Origin of the sequence: Mesorhizobium humile, from assembly GCF_033977215.1 — a bacterium.
GTDB lineage: Bacteria > Pseudomonadota > Alphaproteobacteria > Rhizobiales > Rhizobiaceae > Mesorhizobium > Mesorhizobium humile.
In genome coordinates, this window is the sequence record NZ_JAVIIV010000007.1 from 66,567 (window position 1) to 82,680 (window position 16,114).

A 16,114-nucleotide genomic window follows, 5' to 3' on the forward strand; every position below is an offset into this window, starting at 1 on the left:
AATGGGATCGCGCCATGCGGCGTTCGTCACGGGATCGAGCCGCGGCATCGGGCTGGCGGCGGCATTGGAGCTCGCCCGGCGCGGATTCGGCGTGGCGCTCAACGGTCCGGCCGACGACGAGGAGCTGAAATCCGCCGAAGCCGCGGTCGCGGCGCTGGGCGTTCCGGTCGCGCGTGTCGCCGGCGACGTCGCCGATCTGGGCGTGCACGAAAGCATGCTTGACGCCGCCGAGGCCGTTGTCGGGCCCCTGTCGACACTGGTCAACAATGCCGGCGTGTCGGTCATCTCACGTGGCGACCCGCTCGATGTCACGGAAGAGAGCTATGATCGCTGCCAGGCAATCAACACAAAGGCGCAGTTCTTCCTGTCGCAGCGCTGGGCCAGGCGGTTGGTCGCCCGCAGGCGCGATGACGGCCGCTTCTACAGCCTGATCAACGTCTCTTCCTCCAATGCCACGGCGGTGGCGGAGCCGCGCTCGGAGTATTGCGTGTCGAAGGCCGGATCCGCCATGGTCAGCCAGGTCTTCGCGGTCCGCCTTGGCCGCGAGAACATAGCCGTCTACGACATCAGGCCCGGTCTGATCGAGACGGCCATGACCAGGGCGGTCAGCGAAACCTACCGCCGCCGCATCGACGAGGAGGGGCTGACATTGATCCGCCGCCTCGGCAAGCCGGAAGATGTCGGTCGCGTCATGGCGACGCTTGCTGCGGGCGACCTGCCATACACGACCGGGCACGTCATTGCCGTCGACGCGGGCATGTTGGTGCCGCGGTTTTGACTGCGGCGCCGCCAGGGAGAACCCCATGATTATCCAACTGCCGGACACCACAGGCAAACTTTTCGATTATCGGCTTCAGGGCAAGGCGGTTCCCGCCGCGCGATTGTCGCCGGACGCGGCACGCACCGTGCTGTCGGCGGCCCACGTCGTGGCTGATCCTTTCAGCGCCAGCGATCCCGGCGGCCCCGCCGCCATCGACTGGAATGCCACGATGGCATTCAGGCGTCACCTCGACGGGCTCGGTCTCGGCATCGCCGAGGCAATGGACACCGCGCAGCGTGGCATGGGCCTCGACTGGCCTTCGGCCTTGGAGCTCATCCGCAGGACCAGGAAGGAACTGCCGGACGCGCTCGTCTTCAACGGCGCCGGCACCGATCAGCTCGGACCGGGCGATGCACGTTCGCTCGACGATGTCCGGCGAGCCTATTTCGAACAGGTCGAGGCCATTCAGAAGGCCGGCGGCAGGTTGATCGTCATGGCGAGCCGGGCACTGGCGGCCGTGGCACGTTCGCCGGACGACTATGTATCGGTGTATGGCGATGTGCTCGCGCGCTGCGACCGTCCGGTGATCCTGCACTGGCTGGGAGAGATGTTCGATCCGGCCCTCAAGGGCTATTGGGGGACGGACCGCTTCGAGGATGCGCTCGAGACGGTGTTGGCGATCATCGCGGACAACACCGCCAGGATCGACGGTATCAAGATTTCGCTCCTCGACAAGGAGAAGGAAATCGCGATGCGCCGCCGTCTGCCCGCCGGCGTGAAGATGTACACCGGCGACGACTTCAACTACCCGGAGTTGATCGCGGGCGACGAGCAGGGATTCTCGCACGCTCTTCTTGGTATCTTCGACCCTTTGGCGCCGGCCGCCGCCTACGCCATCGACCGGCTCGGCCGGGGCGATACCCAGGCATTCCACGCCACGCTGGATCCGACCGTGCCGCTCGCGCGCCTGATCTTTCGCGCGCCCACCCAATACTACAAGACGGGGGTCGTCTTCCTTGCCTGGCTGAACGGATTCCAGGATCATTTCATTATGCTGGGGGGCGCTCAGTCGATGCGGCCGCTGCCCTATTTCGTGGAGGTGTTCAAGCTGGCCGACGGATGCGGCCTCCTTGCGGATCCCGAACTGGCTGTCGGACGCATGCGCAAGCTGCTTGCGCTCTATGGCCTCTGATCGGGACCATGCGCGACTTCACGAGTGACCATTCCGCCCTGGCGCTCAACACGGCGACGCTCGGGCACAATCTGGACGGCTATGGCGCGGGCTGGTCGATCGAGCGTGTCATCGATGCATGCGCTGAACGCGGCCTGCGCGGCATTGTCTTCTGGCGCCGCGAAATCGGCAGCCGCGCCGTCGAGATCGGCGACCAGGTTCGCGCGGCCGGCATGGATGTGGTCGGCCTGTGCCGCGCGCCCTATCTCACCGGCCCGTTGGCGCTGCCGGGCCGCGAGGCGATCATGGACGATTTTCGTGCCGCAATCGACATGACTGCCGGTCTCGGCGCACCTGTCCTGACCATCGTCACCGGTGGGGTCGAGCCGGGAACGAAAGGCATCGGCGAAAGCCTCAAGCTGGTTGCGGATCGTGTCGCCGAGGCAGCGCCCTACGCGGCGGCCAGAAGCGTTCGCCTGGCCCTCGAGCCGCTGCATCCGGTTTACGGCGGCGACAGGTCCTGCCTGGTGACGATGCGCGACGCGGTCGATCTTTGCCTTGTCGTTGATGCGCCCAATGTGGGTGTCGCGGTCGACGTGTACCACGTCTGGTGGGATCGCACGCTGGCCGACGAATTGCTGCGGGCCGGGCCGAAACGCATTTTCGGCTATCACCTTTGTGACTGGCTGACGCAGACACGCGACGTGCTGCTCGACCGCGGCATGATGGGAGATGGAGTGGCCGACCTGAAGGCGATCCGCGCGGCGGTGGAGGCAGCCGGCTATGCCGGGCCGTGCGAGGTGGAGGTGTTCTCGGCGAAAAACTGGTGGAAGCGTGATCCCGGAGATATCCTGGATGCCTGCGTGGAGCGTTTCCGCTCCGTTTGTTGAAGACAGAGGCTGAACAGCCGCGGTAGACCCGCCGAAGTTCGGGAAGGCATGTGGCTGCGAAGTGGTCGGTCACCGGCCCATCAACCGCGGCGGTTTCCTACGCGTTGACCGGGCGAGGGCGCGTTTCCGCGGCTGTAGTGTCAGTCACCAGACCGGCGGCTCTTCTCCCGGAAAGCCGCCAGACCCTGCCGAAGATCTTCACTGGCGGCTGCGATACGTCCGGCAAACGCATCCAGCACGCGCTCCTGTTCCTCGCCTTCAGCGGCATTGATGAGCATCTTGGCGAGCTCGGTGGCGGTGGCGGACCTGCCTGCAACGACAGCGGCAAGTTTCCCAGCCGCGGTCATGCCAGCCCCTTTGTCGACGACCTTATCGACAAGCGACAACCTCAAGGCCTCATCGGCGGAATAGACCTCGCCGAAGATCGACATGCGCCGGATCAACTGTGGGCCGAAGCGGCGAGCCGTGCGCTGGGTGCCTGACCAACCGGGTATGATCCCAAGGCTGGTTTCAGGCAGGCCGATACGGGCGTGGCTTTCCGCGATCCGATAGTCGGCACAGGCTGCGAGCTCCAGCCCCCCACCAAGGCAATGGCCATTGAGGACGGCAATGACCGGTTGCGAGAGCCTGGCGAGAGCGTCGAAGCCGGCGTGGCCGTCGCGGATCCAGTGGCGCGCGAACTCCGCCGGGTCGAGCGCGCTCCAGGCGGCGACGTCGCCGCCCGCGCAGAACGATTTCTCGCCCTCGCCTGTCAAGATCAGCACCTTCGCCGCGGAACGCTCCACCGCCCTGCACAGCGGCACGAGCGCATCGACCATCGCGGCGTCGAGCGCGTTGAGCTTCTCAGGCCGGCGGATGGTCATTCGCGCGACCGCGCCGTCGAAGCTGAGGTCGAGACGGAGATCGCTCACAGCCGCAATCCTATCGGCTGCTCAAGGAACAGCGCTGCATCCATCAGCTTCAATCCCGGCGAGACCGCGAGAGGAGACGCCGCCTGCCGCAGCACGTCACGCTCGAGATCGAGCCCGGGGGCTATTTCCGTGACGACCAGGCCGTCGGCTGTCAGGCGGATGACGCACCGCTCCGTCACATAGGTGACGTCCTGGCCCTGGCTAACGGCGCGCGCGCCTGAGAAGCTCACCTGGTCCACTTTCGGGACGATCTTTGCGACCTTGCCTTCCTTGTCGATGACCAGTTTTCCGTTCTCCAGCCGCATCTTCGCGCCGGCGTTGAAGTTGCCGGAGAACACGATCTTGCGCGCTCGCGAGGTGATGTCCACGAAGCCGCCGGCGCCGGCGGTGCGATGCGGCGTGGAGGAAAGACGCGAGACGTTGACGGATCCGTCGGAGCCTATCTCGAGGAACGACAGCAAGGAGCAGTCAAAGCCTCCGGCCTGGAAGTACGTGAAAAGGTGTGGGGAGGCGACGAAGGCTTCCGCGTTGGAGGCGCAGCCGAACTTGAAGTCGAGCAATGGCACGCCGCCTACCGGACCTTGTTCGATTACCCAGGTGACGGCGCCATGCAGGCCTTCCTCGATCAGGATGCGAGGCACGTTGGCGGAGATGCCGAAGCCGATGTTGACCGCCCATCCGGCCCGAAGCTCCTGAGCGACCCGGCGCGCGATGACCTTGGAGACGTTGTATTCCGGTGTGCGGAACGTGCGGAGCGGCCGGAACAGTTCTCCCGATATCGCTGGATCATAGGCGGTCGCCGTTGTTTGCAGTTGGTCGGGCGCCTCGACGATGAAATCCACCAGGATGCCGGGCACCTGCACATCGTGCGGCCGCAATGTGCCTTGGGCGGCGATGCGTTTGACCTGCGCAATGACGATGCCGCCGCAATTGTGCGCCGCAAGCGCCATTTCCATGGCGCCGAGAGTCGCGCCTTCCTGCTCGAAGGTGAGGTTTCCCTTCTCGTCCGCCGTGGTTGCCCGGATGACCGCCACATCTGGTTTGAGGGGCGGGAAATGGAGCCACGTCTCGCCATTGAACTCCACGCGCTGCACGATCGGCGACTTGCGCGCCGCGGCGTTCATGGCCCCGCCCTCGAGTGCCGGATCGACAAATGTGTCCATGCCGACCTTGGTGAGCACGCCGGGGCGGTGCGCCGCACCCTCGCGCAGCATGTCGAACACGATGCCGGAGGGGAAGTTCCAGGCCGCCACATCCTCGGCAAGGATACGCTGCCAGATCAGCGGCGGCTCGGCATTGGTGGGGCCCGAGGGGTATGAGCCGCCGATGATGCGGCCGATCAAGCCCGGCAAGGCGATGTGGTCGACCCCCTTGGTGCCGAACATGTCGCCGGCGGCAATCGGATGAATGGTGGTGATATCGCGCGGCACCCCTTCGGCCGCGAAACGTTTGCCAAGGGCTTCCAGAACGGCGTCCGGGCAAAGCAGACCGGACGACGAATTGACCGCTACCACCGCTCCGTCGCCGATCGCGGCGACGGCCTGCGCTGCCGACCTGACTTTGCTCACGCTTCCTCTCCATAAGGCTTGGCAATAAGTAACTAGATAGTTATATCTGTGGTATAGCCGCCTGCGGCTTCCAAGGCAAGCTCTGCGCCGGCGACAACCAGTGGGAGGATTTCGATGAACATCATGTTCCAGAAGACGAACCAGCGGATGTTTGGAACTTTCCCTCTTAAGGGGGATACGCTGCGTGCGGCGATCGAGGCTGCGATCGATGCGGGTTACCGGGCGTTCGACACGGCTCAGGCTTATGGCAATGAAGCCGACACGGGCCTGGCCCTGGCCGAGAGCGGTATACCCAGGGACGAGCTCTGCATCACGACAAAGGTCACAGTGGAGAACTTCTCGCAAGAGCGGTTCATACCATCCATCGAACAGTCCTTGCGGGATCTGAAGCTGGATCGTGTCGACATCCTGCTGCTTCACTGGCCGACGCCGGGAGGCGACATCAAGCTCTCACTTGAACTGCTTCAGGAGGCGCAGGAACGGGGGTTCGCCAGCACCATCGGCGTTTCGAACTACACAGCGGCGATGATGCGGCAGGCGAGGCAGATCACCGGCGTGCCGCTCGTGACCAATCAGGTGGAATTCCATCCGCTTCTTGACCAGCGCAAGCTGCTTGCGGCCGCGAGCGAAACGGGTATCCCTCTGTCATCCTATTGCTCGGTCGCGCGCGGCGAGGTCTTCAAGCATCGGCTTTTCGCAGATATCGGCGCCACCTACGGCAAGTCGGCCGCCCAGGTCGTGCTGCGCTGGATCCTGCAGAAGGGTTTGCCGATCAACACGATGTCCACCAAGCCAGACAACATCCGCTCGAATTTCGACGTGATGGACTTCACCTTGTCGAGTATCGACATGGGCCGCATCGACGCCATGAATGCCGTCGGTTATCGCGTTGTTGGGAAGCGGCTGATCCCATATGCGCCGGATTTCGACGCCTAGGGCATTTCACCGTTTCATGGAAACGGTCAATGCCCTATCTCTTTGTTTTGACGCAATTTCGGACGGAAAACCGCGTCACACTTTTCCTGAAATTGCTCTAGGCGCGCGAACAGGGAGCGATCAGGTCCGAGGTGACGGGCAAACGCTAGCGGTTGCCTCGGATCAGGTCCGATGCATGCTCGCCGATCATGATTGTCGCCGCATTGGTGTTTGAGCCGACCAAGGACGGCATTGCCGAGCTATCGCAGATGCGGATGCCGTCCAACCCGTGCACTCGCAGTTGAGGGTCGACCACGGACATCGCATCCTTCCCCATCTTACAGGTGCAAGTCGGGTGATAGGAGGTACGACCGTAGCGTCGCGCATAGGCTTCATAGTCCGACTGCGAGCGCACGCTTGTGTCAGGGAAGCGGAGCTCCTTGATGAATTTGCGCAGCGAGGGCTGATTGACGATCTCCCGGCTGATCTTGAGGCCTTCGACCGACACTCTGAGGTCGTCGGGGTCCGCGAGGAAGTTGGGATCGACGACCGGATTGTCGCGCGGATCCGGCGAACGGAGCGTCACGGTTCCACGCGATTTCGGGCGCAGCGTGTAGCTGTTCAAAGTGATGCCGGACGATCCCTTCGGGACCGACGGCACACCCGCCTCCGCGCCAGCTCCCGCCAGGAAATGGAATTGCAAATCCGGAACCGCTCCCGCGCTGCTCGCCGAAGAGTGCCAGAAAGCGCCGCCCTCGACCACGTTTGACGTTATCGGTCCCGTCTTGAACAGCGTGTATTGGATGCCCGCCCACAACATCCAGTGCGGCTTGTTGTACTTGTCGAGCGAATAGTGGCCCTTCAGCTCGGCTACGATGTCGATGCCAAAGTGATCCTGAAGGTTCTGCCCTACGCCCGGAAGATCCCGGATCGCTTCGATGCCGTGACGACGCAGGTGGTCGGCAGGGCCGACGCCGGACAGCATCATCAGCTTCGGAGTGCCGATCGCACCTGACGTCACCAGAACCTCGCCGTCGGCATTGACGACCTTCCGCTCGCGACCAACCGAGTATTCGACACCGACCGCCCGGCTACCTTTGAAGACGACGCGATGGACTAGGGCCCCGGTGATCAGGGTAAGGTTGGGGCGCCCCAGGACGGGCCTAAGGTAGCCCACGGCGGCCGAGCAACGACGGTTATTGCGGGTCGTGATCTGGTAGATTCCGGCGCCTTCCTGCTTCGCGCCATTGAAGTCGGGATTGTAAGGCAGTCCGTATTCCTGACAGCTTTGGACAAAAGCGCGCGAAACCACATTTGGATCGGGTATGTTTGACACACCGAGCGGGCCATCGGTGCCGTGCAGGCTGCCGGAGAGGATGGTGTTGCCCTCCGAACGCAGAAAATACCTTTGGACGTCCTTGAAGGCCCAACCGTCGGCGCCTTCCTCGTTTGCCCAGCGGTCGTAGTCGCTGGCATGCCCGCGGGTGTAGACCTCTGCATTGATCGAAGAGCCGCCGCCCAGCACCTTTGCCTGTGCATAGGGGATCTCACGATTGTTGGCGTGCTTCTGCGGCGCAGTAACCAGCCCCCAGGTAAGGGGGCCCGTGGTCATTTTGGCGAAGCCGACCGGCATGTGGATGTAGGGATGGCTGTCCTTGCCGCCAGCCTCGATGATGCAGACCCTGACAGCCGGATTCTCGGACAGGCGCGCGGCAAGCACGCAACCCGACGAGCCTGCGCCGACGATCACATAGTCGAAACCTGTCGTCATCACTCGATCCAATGTGCGCGCTTGCCGATTTCGATGTGAACGGACTTCACCTGTGTGTATTCCTCCACGCCATACATGCCCGCTTCCCGCCCCCAGCCGGACTGCTTGAATCCGCCAAGCGGCATCTCGGGCCCGCCGGCCATGATCGTGTTCACCCAAAACCGGCCGGCGCGCACACGCCGCGTCACCACCAGCGCCTTGTCTATGTTCTTGGTCCACACGCTGGCAGCCAGGCCATAGACCGTGTCGTTCGCGAGGCTGACGGCCTCCTCGAGGGTGTCGAAATGGAAGGACGACAGGACAGGCCCGAAGATTTCGTCTCGGGCAATCGACATTGCGGGCGTGACACCGGAAAACAGCGTCGGCACGATATACTGGCCGCCGCCGAGATCCAGGGCCTGCCCACCGGCGACAAGTGTCGCCCCTTCAGCTTTGCCCTTGTCGATATAGCCCAGGATGGTTGAATTCTGCGCATCTGTGGTGATGGCTCCGACCTGCGTCTTCGTTTGCAGCGGATCGCCGACGACGATCTTGGCCATCTTGGCGGCAAGGATTTCCTCGAACTCGCGGGCAACAGAGCGTTCGACGATGACGCGGCTGGACGACACGCAGCACTGGCCCGTGTTGAAGCTTATGCCGAAGGCCGCGCCGTCGGCCGCGTCCTCAAGATCACTGTCGGCGAAAACGATGATGGGGTTCTTGCCGCCGAGCTCCAGGCCGAGTTTCTTGAAATTCGAATCGGCCGCAGCGTGCACGCAAGAGCGGCCTACGGACGTCGATCCGGTGAAGGAAAGCATGTCCACGTCGGGATGCTCGGTCAGAGCCTGGCCGATCGTCCGGCCCGAGCCGGTGACGACGTTGTAGACGCCGTCAGGCGCGCCGGCTTCGGAAAGGATCTCGCCAAGCAGCAGTGTGGTCGCGGACGTGACCTCCGAAGGCTTGACGACCACGGTGCACCCGCTGGCCAGGATGAAGGGAATGCGCTCGCACAGGATCAGGAAGGGGAAATTCCATGGCGTGATGAGGCCGACCACGCCGACTGGCTCGCGCAGCACCATGCCGAAGAGGTTGTCGCCGAGACTGTTGAAGCTGTCGCCATGCAACAGCCTCGCGGCGCCAGCGCCAACCTCGAAGCACGCGATGCAGTGATCGATCTCGCCGCGCGCCTGGGAGATAGGCTTGCCGTTCTCGAGGACTTCCCAATAGGCGATTTCGTCGCGGCGGCGGCGCAAAATATCTGCCGTTCTCAAAAGCACCGCCGCACGGTCAGCCCCCGGCAATCCCGCCCACCGGCGATCCTCGAACGCGCGACGCGCCGCGGCCACGGCCGCATTCAGATCGTCGACCGTGCATTTTGGGGTAAGCGTCACTGCCACGCCATGCCCCGGCGACCTGCGCTCGAACATGGCGCGGCCCTTGCGCCACGAGCCGTCGAACCAGAATCCGAATTCGCGCGGCGCATCCGGCAGGGTTGCGCGGTCCGTGAAATCGAGCATGAAATGCCTCCGTTCTGGCAGTGCGCCGGCTCTTCGCGATCCGTTGCAAGCGGGTCGCGCCGGCTCCTAGTTCAATACGATTTGCGTCTTCAGATCCTGGGGTCGCTCGGCCAGGGTCTCGAAGGCGCGCTGGATGTCATCGAGCGGGAAGGTTGCGCGTGTGAACGCCTCGGTCCGAAAGCGGCCGTGCGACAAAAGTGTCAGCGCATCATGCATGTCTTCTCCCATGCCGGCGACGGAGCCCTTGAGACTATTCTCCTCAAGGATGGTGCGCAGGATATCGACCGGCACCGTGTCGCGCGGCCCGGTGAGACCGAAGAACGCGACATGGCCGCCCTTGCGGATGAGCTCGAATGCGAGCGCATAAAGCCGTGCCGACCCGACGCTCTCGATCACCAGGTCCGCCCCGCGTCCACCGGTCCTGGCCAGGACCTCCGCCTTCAACCGGGCAGGATCGGCAACGGCTGCATCCGCGCCGGCTTCAAGGGCAAGACGACAGCGGTCTTCCGACAAATCGGCGACGATAATTGGCGCTGCGCCGCACAAACGCATCATCTGGACATGCAGGTTGCCGATCGGTCCGGCGCCGAGGATCACCACCGACTGGCCGAAGCTTGTGCCCGCCTTGCGCGCCGCGCGCACCACGCACGATACCGGCTCCGTTAGAGCCAGCACCTCGGCCGGCACATGGTCAGGGGCCGGCAGGACGAGCCTGGCCGGCACGCAGACATATTCCGCGAAGGCGCCGTCACGGCCGATGCCCACCTGCGTCATCGACGGGCAGTTCAGGATTTCGTTGCGGCGGCACCAGTAACACTGACCGCAGCCGATATTGACGTCCGCGACGCAGGTCGTGCCTGGCTTGATATGCGTGACGTGCTCGCCCGTCGCCGCCACGGTCCCGGCAAACTCATGGCCAGGCACCAGCGGCAACCGATCCGCAGCATAATGCCCATTGAAGATATGGATGTCGGTGCCGCATATGCCGGTCCGCGAGACGCGGATCAGGGCGTCTTCGGGGCCGACCTCCGGAACGGCGACTTCGCGCACGTCGAAACGGTGTGGAGCGGTCAGGACGGCGGCGCGCATCGTTGCCATGACATCTCTCACTTCACTGTGCGGAGCTTGGAGCGGTCGATGGTGAGCGCGATGGCGGCGATCAGCACAAGGCCGAAGACCATCTGCTGCTGTGTCGCCGCGATGCCGAAGTAAAGCATCGATGCCCTGATCACGGCCACGATCAGCGTCCCGATTGCGGTGTTGAGCACGCCGCCGACACCTCCCGTCAGCGGCGTCCCGCCGACAAGCACCGCGACGATTGCCGGCAACAGGAAGCCGTTGGCGATCGTTGGCGCGCCGCCCGACAGTTTGACGGAAAAGAGCAGCCCGGCCACCGCGGCCAGCGCTCCGGAGATGGCGAAGGCAAGGATCTTGTAGCGGGCGACGTTGAGGCCAGATGCGGCCGCGGCCAATTCGCCGGCGCCCACGGCCTTGAGCGCCCTGCCAAGCGTCGTGCGCCGCTCTATGATCAGGCAGATCGCCAGCAAGGCGAGCGCGATGAAGAGCTCGTGCGGCACGATGCCGGTTCGACCGATCATCCAGCCGAAGGTCTCGTTGCGCTGCGTGGCGTCCATGTTCAAGGCGCGGTTGCCCGACAACCATTGCGCCACCGAGAAGCAAACGCCGCCGACTGCCAGCGTGGAGATGAAGGAGGGCACGTACATGCGGGTGGTCAAGTAACCGGAGAGGGTGCCCAACACGAACCCCGCGAGGATGCACAATGCCGCGACCCATATGCCCAGCGACGCCAGATAGACCGACGCGACGACGGTGATCATGTTCGCCATCGATTGCGCCGACAGGTCGATGCCGCCGATGTAGATGGCGAAGGTCAATCCCAGCGCCATGATGAACAGTGGCACGATGTCGCCGGCGAGGCTCAAAAGATTGGCCGGTTTCAAGAAGCTCGGATCGGCGATGCCGACAATCGTGACCAGGACCAGGAGGGTGATCCAAGGGAAGTGCGGCTTGAGGCGTTGGATATCCATCGATGCCCTCAGATCATGTAGTGCAGAAGGTCGTAGAGCGACGGCTTCGAGCCGGGCGCGCAGTCGAAGCGTTTCTGGATCTCGCCGTCCTTGATGACGACGATGGTGTGGGAAAGGCCGATCGCCTCCTCCAGCGTGTCTGCGACCAGGACGACGCCGACCCCGTCGTCGCACATTTCCCTGATCATGTCGTAGACATCCTCCTTGGCGCCGATGTCCAGGCCGCGGGTCGGATGGTCGAGCAGCATGATGTCGGAGCCGCCCGACCGCCATTTGGCCAGCACGACCTTCTGCTGGTTGCCGCCGGAAAGGTTGCCGCAGTCTGCATATTCGGAGCTTGCCTTGATGGCGAGCTTGCGGATCCATGTCCTGGCAAGGTCGCGCTCGTTGCCGACATCGAGCCAGCCCGCCCGTGCGTAGCGCGGCATTTGCGAGAGCGTCATGTTCTCGTAGACATTCATCCCGGCGACGATGCCCTCGATCTTGCGTTCGCGCGGCACATAGCCGACGCCACGCTCCACCGCGCCTTGAGCGGTCAGCCTGGAAACCGTCTTGCCCTTGATTTTCAGGGTGCCTTTGGTGGGCGTGCGCATACCGTAGATGGTTCGAAGGATTGCCTCGCGACCGGAGCCCTCGGTGCCAACCAGGCACAGCACTTCGCCGGCATGCAGCGTCAACGAGATGTCGCGGACCTTCCCGGGCAGGCTGACGTTCGACAGCTCGACCAGCGGCTTCGCCGCGTCGTAGGGCTTTTGCCGCTGTTCCCGGTAATATTCCTTGTCGACGTGGCGTCCGACCATCTTGTGCTGGATCGCCTCCGGTGTCGCCGCGCCGCGCGAGACGACGTCGACCACCTGGCCATCTTTCATCACGTAGATGCGGTCGGAGAGCTCCATCACCTCATCCATGCGATGAGACACGAAGATGAACGAGGCGCGCGTCGTCAGCTCCCGCACGAGCTTGAACAACAGCTTCACCTCTTCCTCCGCCAGCACCGAGGTCGGCTCGTCGAGCAGGACGACCAGATGGCCCTGGACCCGTTCCTCCAGTGTCAGCACCTTGGCCAGTTCGACGAGCTGGCGTTGCGCGAAGGAAAGACTTGAGGTGACCGTGCGCGGGTCGATGTCGAGCTTGACCTTGGCAAGCTGTTTGCGCGCAGCTTTGGCCACAGCCTTCCAGTTGACCACGCCGAAGCGCGAGAACTGGTCCTCATAGCCCAGGAAGATGTTCTCCATCACCGACAGGTTGGTGATCAGCGATTGCTCCTGGAACACCATGCCGATGCCCCGTTCCATGGCATCGCGGGGGCCGCTGAACCGGACAGGCTTGCCGTCGATGAGGATTTCGCCGCCATCGGGCTGATAGGCGCCGTAAATGACCTTCATGAGCGTGGATTTGCCGGCGCCGTTCTCGCCCACCAGCCCGACGATCTCGCCGCGGCTGATGGAGAAATCGACGGATTTCAGCGCCCTGACCCCGGGAAACTTCTTTTCGACGGCTTTCAATTCGTACATGGCGTCCTCACTTGACGAACGCGACCGAGCGCCGGTCTGTCGACAGGATGACCGCGATGATGACAAGCAGCCCGAGAACGGCGGCCTGTAGGAAGTCGGGCAGGCCTATGACCACCATGCCGTTGTTGATCACGGCGACGATCAGGACGCCGACGAGGGTGTTCCACACGCCGCCGATGCCGCCCCAGAGCGCCACGCCGCCAACCACGACCGACGTGATCGACATGAACATGAAATTGGATCCGGTGACCGATTCCGCCTGGCCGAGTTTCGCCACCTGCAGGATTGCGGCGATTGCGTAGAAGAAACCGGCAAGCGAAAACCCGGCCATCCGCACCTGCTGCACCCGTACCCCGGAGGCATGGGCAAGGTCCTCACCGCCGCCGACCGCGTAGAAATGGCGCCCAAGGCGGGTATGCGCCTGGATGAACCAGGCCAGAACGAGACACAGGCCCGCGACATAAACCATCAGGGGAAACCCCAGGATGCGCCAGGTCAGCAAGGCGCGGAACGTCGGGTCGTTGAATTTGACGATGTCGCCGCCAGTCAGCAGGATGGCGGCGCCCGTGCCAACGAAACCGAGGGCGAGACTGGCCATGAAGGATGGTATCTTCAGCTTGACGTGAACGAGGCCATTCACCAGGCCGATCGCGGCGCCGACGGCCAGGATGACCGGTATCGCTATCCAGCCGCCCGAAGCCAGCGTTCCACCGAACGCCAGCATCAAGAAGCAGAACAGGACAGCCGTCAGCGAAACGACACCCTCCATCGAGAGGTCTATGGAGCCCATGACGATGATGAAGGTCACGCCGACAGCGACCATCAGCGCGGGCGCGGCCGCAATCGCAATGCGCGCGAAATTGCGCTGCGACAGGAACGAGGGGTTTATCGCTGTAAACAGCACTATGAGCGCAAGAAGCACCAGGAAGGGTGCCCAGCGGATCGCGTTCTCGCGCGTGAGGATGCGTGGCAACTCCGGCCTCCCGTCCAAGCGTGCCGTTGTAGGGGGGGCGGCCCATTTAAGGGCCGCCCGATCGAGCTTCGGCTCACTTGTACTTGATCTGGCCGTTGCCCGGACCCCAGAAATCCTTCCAGTTGTAGGCAGGAACGGAATCGAGATATTTGGCCTTGAAGTCCGCGGCATCCTTTTTGGAGATGAGGATCGTCGGACCGTAGAATTCACGATGTTCCTTCGGCTCCTCGGAGGGTTTGAAGGCGCCGGTCGCGGCGTAGTAGGCGAGCGCCGCCGTGATGCCGCCGCCCCAGTGCGGATTGGTGAAGACAGTCGCCAGAAGCTTGCCGTCCATGACGAGTTTCACGGCCTCCGGATTTCCGTCATAGGCGACGATCGGCATATCCTCGATGCCTTCCGCGCGCAGGGCCTCGATCACGCCGTAAGCGATGTTGTCGTTCGCGCAGTGGACGCCGGTGATCTTGTCGCCGAAACGGGTCAGGAAAGACGCCATCAGCTCCGTGCCCTTGGTCGTGTCCCAATCGGCAGGCTGGGCATCGAGAAGCTCGATGTTGGGGAAATCTTTGAGCGCATTCTTCAAACCGTTCAGGCGCTCGATGGCCGGATTGTTGGCGGCAATGCCCCCCAGATGCACGACGCCACCCTTGCCCCCCATTGCTTCGAACAGGATACGCGCCGTCTGCTCGGCCGGCTTTTCGTCCGACCAGGTCATGTGCGAGACGTAGTTATCGCCGATGTCCCACGGGTGCAGGTCGTCGGTTTTGTTCCAGATCGTGGAAATGTAGGCGCCGGCATCGCGTACGGCCTCAACCACGGGACGGGCGTTCGGACTGTCGTTGGCGTCGCAGGCGATCGCGCACTTGCCGCCGGTCTTGGCCAGGAACGCCTTGATGTCGGCCAGCGACTTCTCCGAAGATCCCTCGTTGATCAGCGAGACGAGAAAATCCTTCGGCTTGCCGATGGATTCCACAAAAGCCTCCCCGCCTGAGACGATCGAGTTCCAGTAAGCCGAGGCGCGGTCGCGGTAGGACCAGGCGATCGCCGGGTCCGTGAGAGCCGCGCGAGCGGCGCCGCCGCCGAAAACGAACGGCGTTGCCATCGCTCCCATGCCAGCAGCGGTGGCGAGCAGGAAATTGCGCCGGCTGACGGTCTCGCGCTCGATGAAATCCTTGATGAAAGTCGACATGCTTCCTCCCATTTGGCAACGGCCCGCAGGGGCGCGGGCGTCTATTGGGCAATCGAGAAACCTGGCCATCCAATCGCCCTCCCGATCGCATAACGCACTATCTAGTTACTTCTTAAGGACGCGTGAGTCAAGCGGCGGCGCGATCGATGGCCTGTTGACTTCTCGTCCAATTGAACTGACTTTCAGCGGCATCAGCACCGCCGCCTGCGCGCGGGACGGCAACCAAAGGAGCGGCCGAAGTGGACGCCACGCCCGACAAATCGAAGAATGGCGGCAAGAAGAGACGGCTGCGGGATGCCGAAGCAACCAAGCTTCGCATACTGGAGGCGGCAAAGAGTGACTTTGCCAAGAACGGCCTCGGCGGTGCGCGCGTTGATGTCATCGCAGCGAAGGCCAAAGCCAACAAGCGTATGATTTATCATTATTTCGGCAGCAAAGATGGTCTTTTCCAGACGGTGATCGAGAATGCCTATCTGGACATCCGTAGCGCTGAACAGAAGCTTCATCTCGATGATTTGGAACCTAGGGAGGCCTTGGAGCGTCTGGTCAGGTTCACCTGGCAATATTACTTGAAGAACCCTGAATTCATCACCTTGGTCAACAGCGAGAACCTTCATCGAGCCAAGCACGTGAAGAAGTCCGAGTTGATCAAGACGGCGAGTCGCAAATTCGTCGCCATGGTCTCCAGCATACTTGAGCGGGGTGTGAGAAGCGGGGATTTTCGCGCCGGGATCGATCCCGCACAATTAAATATCACGATCGCCGCGATCGGTTATTATTACATAACGAACCGTTTTACGGGATCAATTATTTTCGAGCGCGACCTGATGGATAAGAACGCTCTCAATGAACGCCTGGAGTTCAATATAGACACCATTATCAGACTTGTGAGTGCCTGACTTTTATGGTGG

At 62.9% G+C, this 16,114-nt stretch carries 14 protein-coding genes; 5 read left to right on the forward strand and 9 right to left on the reverse strand.

The genetic code is table 11. From position 1 onward, the window contains the following. Position 1: 1 nt before the first annotated feature. The 3 genes from RFM52_RS13060 to RFM52_RS13070 are packed head-to-tail and all read left to right on the forward strand — an operon-like array spanning position 2 to position 2,821. Positions 2-778, forward strand: coding sequence for a 3-ketoacyl-ACP reductase (locus RFM52_RS13060; RefSeq protein ID WP_320297243.1), 777 nt, complete (start codon positions 2-4; stop codon positions 776-778). A gap of 25 nt (positions 779-803) precedes the next feature. Then, a complete protein-coding gene (locus RFM52_RS13065) occupies positions 804-1,952 on the forward strand; it encodes a dihydrodipicolinate synthase family protein (protein WP_320297242.1) in 1,149 nt (382 codons plus the stop codon). A gap of 8 nt (positions 1,953-1,960) precedes the next feature. Next, positions 1,961-2,821, forward strand: coding sequence for a sugar phosphate isomerase/epimerase family protein (locus RFM52_RS13070; protein ID WP_320297176.1), 861 nt, complete (start codon positions 1,961-1,963; stop codon positions 2,819-2,821). Between the two features lie 140 nt (positions 2,822-2,961). Here the strand turns inward: RFM52_RS13070 and RFM52_RS13075 are convergent, their stop codons facing one another. Then, positions 2,962-3,732 carry an enoyl-CoA hydratase/isomerase family protein gene (locus RFM52_RS13075; RefSeq protein ID WP_320297175.1) on the reverse strand — a complete coding sequence of 257 codons (771 nt, stop codon included), beginning with the start codon at positions 3,730-3,732 and terminating at the stop codon, positions 2,962-2,964. Continuing rightward, positions 3,729-5,300 carry an acyl CoA:acetate/3-ketoacid CoA transferase gene (locus tag RFM52_RS13080; RefSeq protein ID WP_320297174.1) on the reverse strand — a complete coding sequence of 524 codons (1,572 nt, stop codon included), beginning with the start codon at positions 5,298-5,300 and terminating at the stop codon, positions 3,729-3,731. The genes RFM52_RS13075 and RFM52_RS13080 overlap by 4 nt, the downstream gene beginning before the upstream one ends. A gap of 114 nt (positions 5,301-5,414) precedes the next feature. On the opposite strand from RFM52_RS13080, the gene RFM52_RS13085 reads away from it, so the two are divergent. Continuing rightward, the gene (locus tag RFM52_RS13085; RefSeq protein WP_320297173.1) at positions 5,415-6,236 is read left to right on the forward strand and encodes an aldo/keto reductase; all 822 of its coding nucleotides are present in this window, start codon (positions 5,415-5,417) and stop codon (positions 6,234-6,236) included. 145 nt (positions 6,237-6,381) lie between these two features. Here RFM52_RS13085 and RFM52_RS13090 read toward each other — a convergent pair whose 3' ends face one another. The 7 genes from RFM52_RS13090 to RFM52_RS13120 all read right to left on the reverse strand — a co-directional run bounded on the left by RFM52_RS13090 (position 6,382) and on the right by RFM52_RS13120 (position 15,203). Next, on the reverse strand, positions 6,382-7,986 hold the full coding sequence (locus RFM52_RS13090) for a GMC family oxidoreductase (protein ID WP_320297172.1): 1,605 nt from the start codon (positions 7,984-7,986) through the stop codon (positions 6,382-6,384). Next, positions 7,986-9,482 carry an aldehyde dehydrogenase family protein gene (locus RFM52_RS13095; RefSeq protein WP_320297171.1) on the reverse strand — a complete coding sequence of 499 codons (1,497 nt, stop codon included), beginning with the start codon at positions 9,480-9,482 and terminating at the stop codon, positions 7,986-7,988. The genes RFM52_RS13090 and RFM52_RS13095 overlap by 1 nt, the downstream gene beginning before the upstream one ends. Before the next feature lie 66 nt (positions 9,483-9,548). After that, entirely contained in the window at positions 9,549-10,580 is a 1,032-nt protein-coding gene (locus RFM52_RS13100; protein ID WP_320297170.1) for a zinc-dependent alcohol dehydrogenase, read from the reverse strand. An 8-nt stretch (positions 10,581-10,588) separates the two neighbouring features. Further along, positions 10,589-11,530: an ABC transporter permease gene (locus tag RFM52_RS13105; RefSeq protein ID WP_320297169.1), complete on the reverse strand. Its 942-nt coding sequence runs from the start codon at positions 11,528-11,530 to the stop codon at positions 10,589-10,591. An 8-nt stretch (positions 11,531-11,538) separates the two neighbouring features. Continuing rightward, positions 11,539-13,044, reverse strand: a complete 1,506-nt coding sequence (locus RFM52_RS13110; protein WP_320297168.1) for a sugar ABC transporter ATP-binding protein — start codon at positions 13,042-13,044, stop codon at positions 11,539-11,541. Positions 13,045-13,051: 7 nt separating this feature from the next. Continuing rightward, on the reverse strand, positions 13,052-14,017 hold the full coding sequence (locus tag RFM52_RS13115; protein ID WP_320297167.1) for an ABC transporter permease: 966 nt from the start codon (positions 14,015-14,017) through the stop codon (positions 13,052-13,054). A 73-nt stretch (positions 14,018-14,090) separates the two neighbouring features. Continuing rightward, entirely contained in the window at positions 14,091-15,203 is a 1,113-nt protein-coding gene (locus RFM52_RS13120; RefSeq protein ID WP_320297166.1) for a sugar ABC transporter substrate-binding protein, read from the reverse strand. A 239-nt stretch (positions 15,204-15,442) separates the two neighbouring features. On the opposite strand from RFM52_RS13120, the gene RFM52_RS13125 reads away from it, so the two are divergent. Further along, a complete protein-coding gene (locus RFM52_RS13125) occupies positions 15,443-16,102 on the forward strand; it encodes a TetR/AcrR family transcriptional regulator (RefSeq protein ID WP_320297165.1) in 660 nt (219 codons plus the stop codon). Positions 16,103-16,114 lie beyond the last annotated feature (12 nt).

Excerpts from the sequence above, each read along its gene's own strand:
- RFM52_RS13060 (WP_320297243.1), top strand. The coding sequence starts at position 2 with ATGGGATCGCGCCATGCGGCGTTCGTCACGGGATCGAGCCGCGGCATC.
- RFM52_RS13065 (WP_320297242.1), top strand. The coding sequence starts at position 804 with ATGATTATCCAACTGCCGGACACCACAGGCAAACTTTTCGATTATCGG.
- RFM52_RS13070 (WP_320297176.1), top strand. The coding sequence starts at position 1,961 with ATGCGCGACTTCACGAGTGACCATTCCGCCCTGGCGCTCAACACGGCG.
- RFM52_RS13085 (WP_320297173.1), top strand. The coding sequence starts at position 5,415 with ATGAACATCATGTTCCAGAAGACGAACCAGCGGATGTTTGGAACTTTC.
- RFM52_RS13090 (WP_320297172.1), bottom strand. The coding sequence starts at position 7,986 with ATGACGACAGGTTTCGACTATGTGATCGTCGGCGCAGGCTCGTCGGGT.
- RFM52_RS13095 (WP_320297171.1), bottom strand. The coding sequence starts at position 9,482 with ATGCTCGATTTCACGGACCGCGCAACCCTGCCGGATGCGCCGCGCGAA.
- RFM52_RS13100 (WP_320297170.1), bottom strand. The coding sequence starts at position 10,580 with ATGGCAACGATGCGCGCCGCCGTCCTGACCGCTCCACACCGTTTCGAC.
- RFM52_RS13105 (WP_320297169.1), bottom strand. The coding sequence starts at position 11,530 with ATGGATATCCAACGCCTCAAGCCGCACTTCCCTTGGATCACCCTCCTG.
- RFM52_RS13110 (WP_320297168.1), bottom strand. The coding sequence starts at position 13,044 with ATGTACGAATTGAAAGCCGTCGAAAAGAAGTTTCCCGGGGTCAGGGCG.
- RFM52_RS13120 (WP_320297166.1), bottom strand. The coding sequence starts at position 15,203 with ATGTCGACTTTCATCAAGGATTTCATCGAGCGCGAGACCGTCAGCCGG.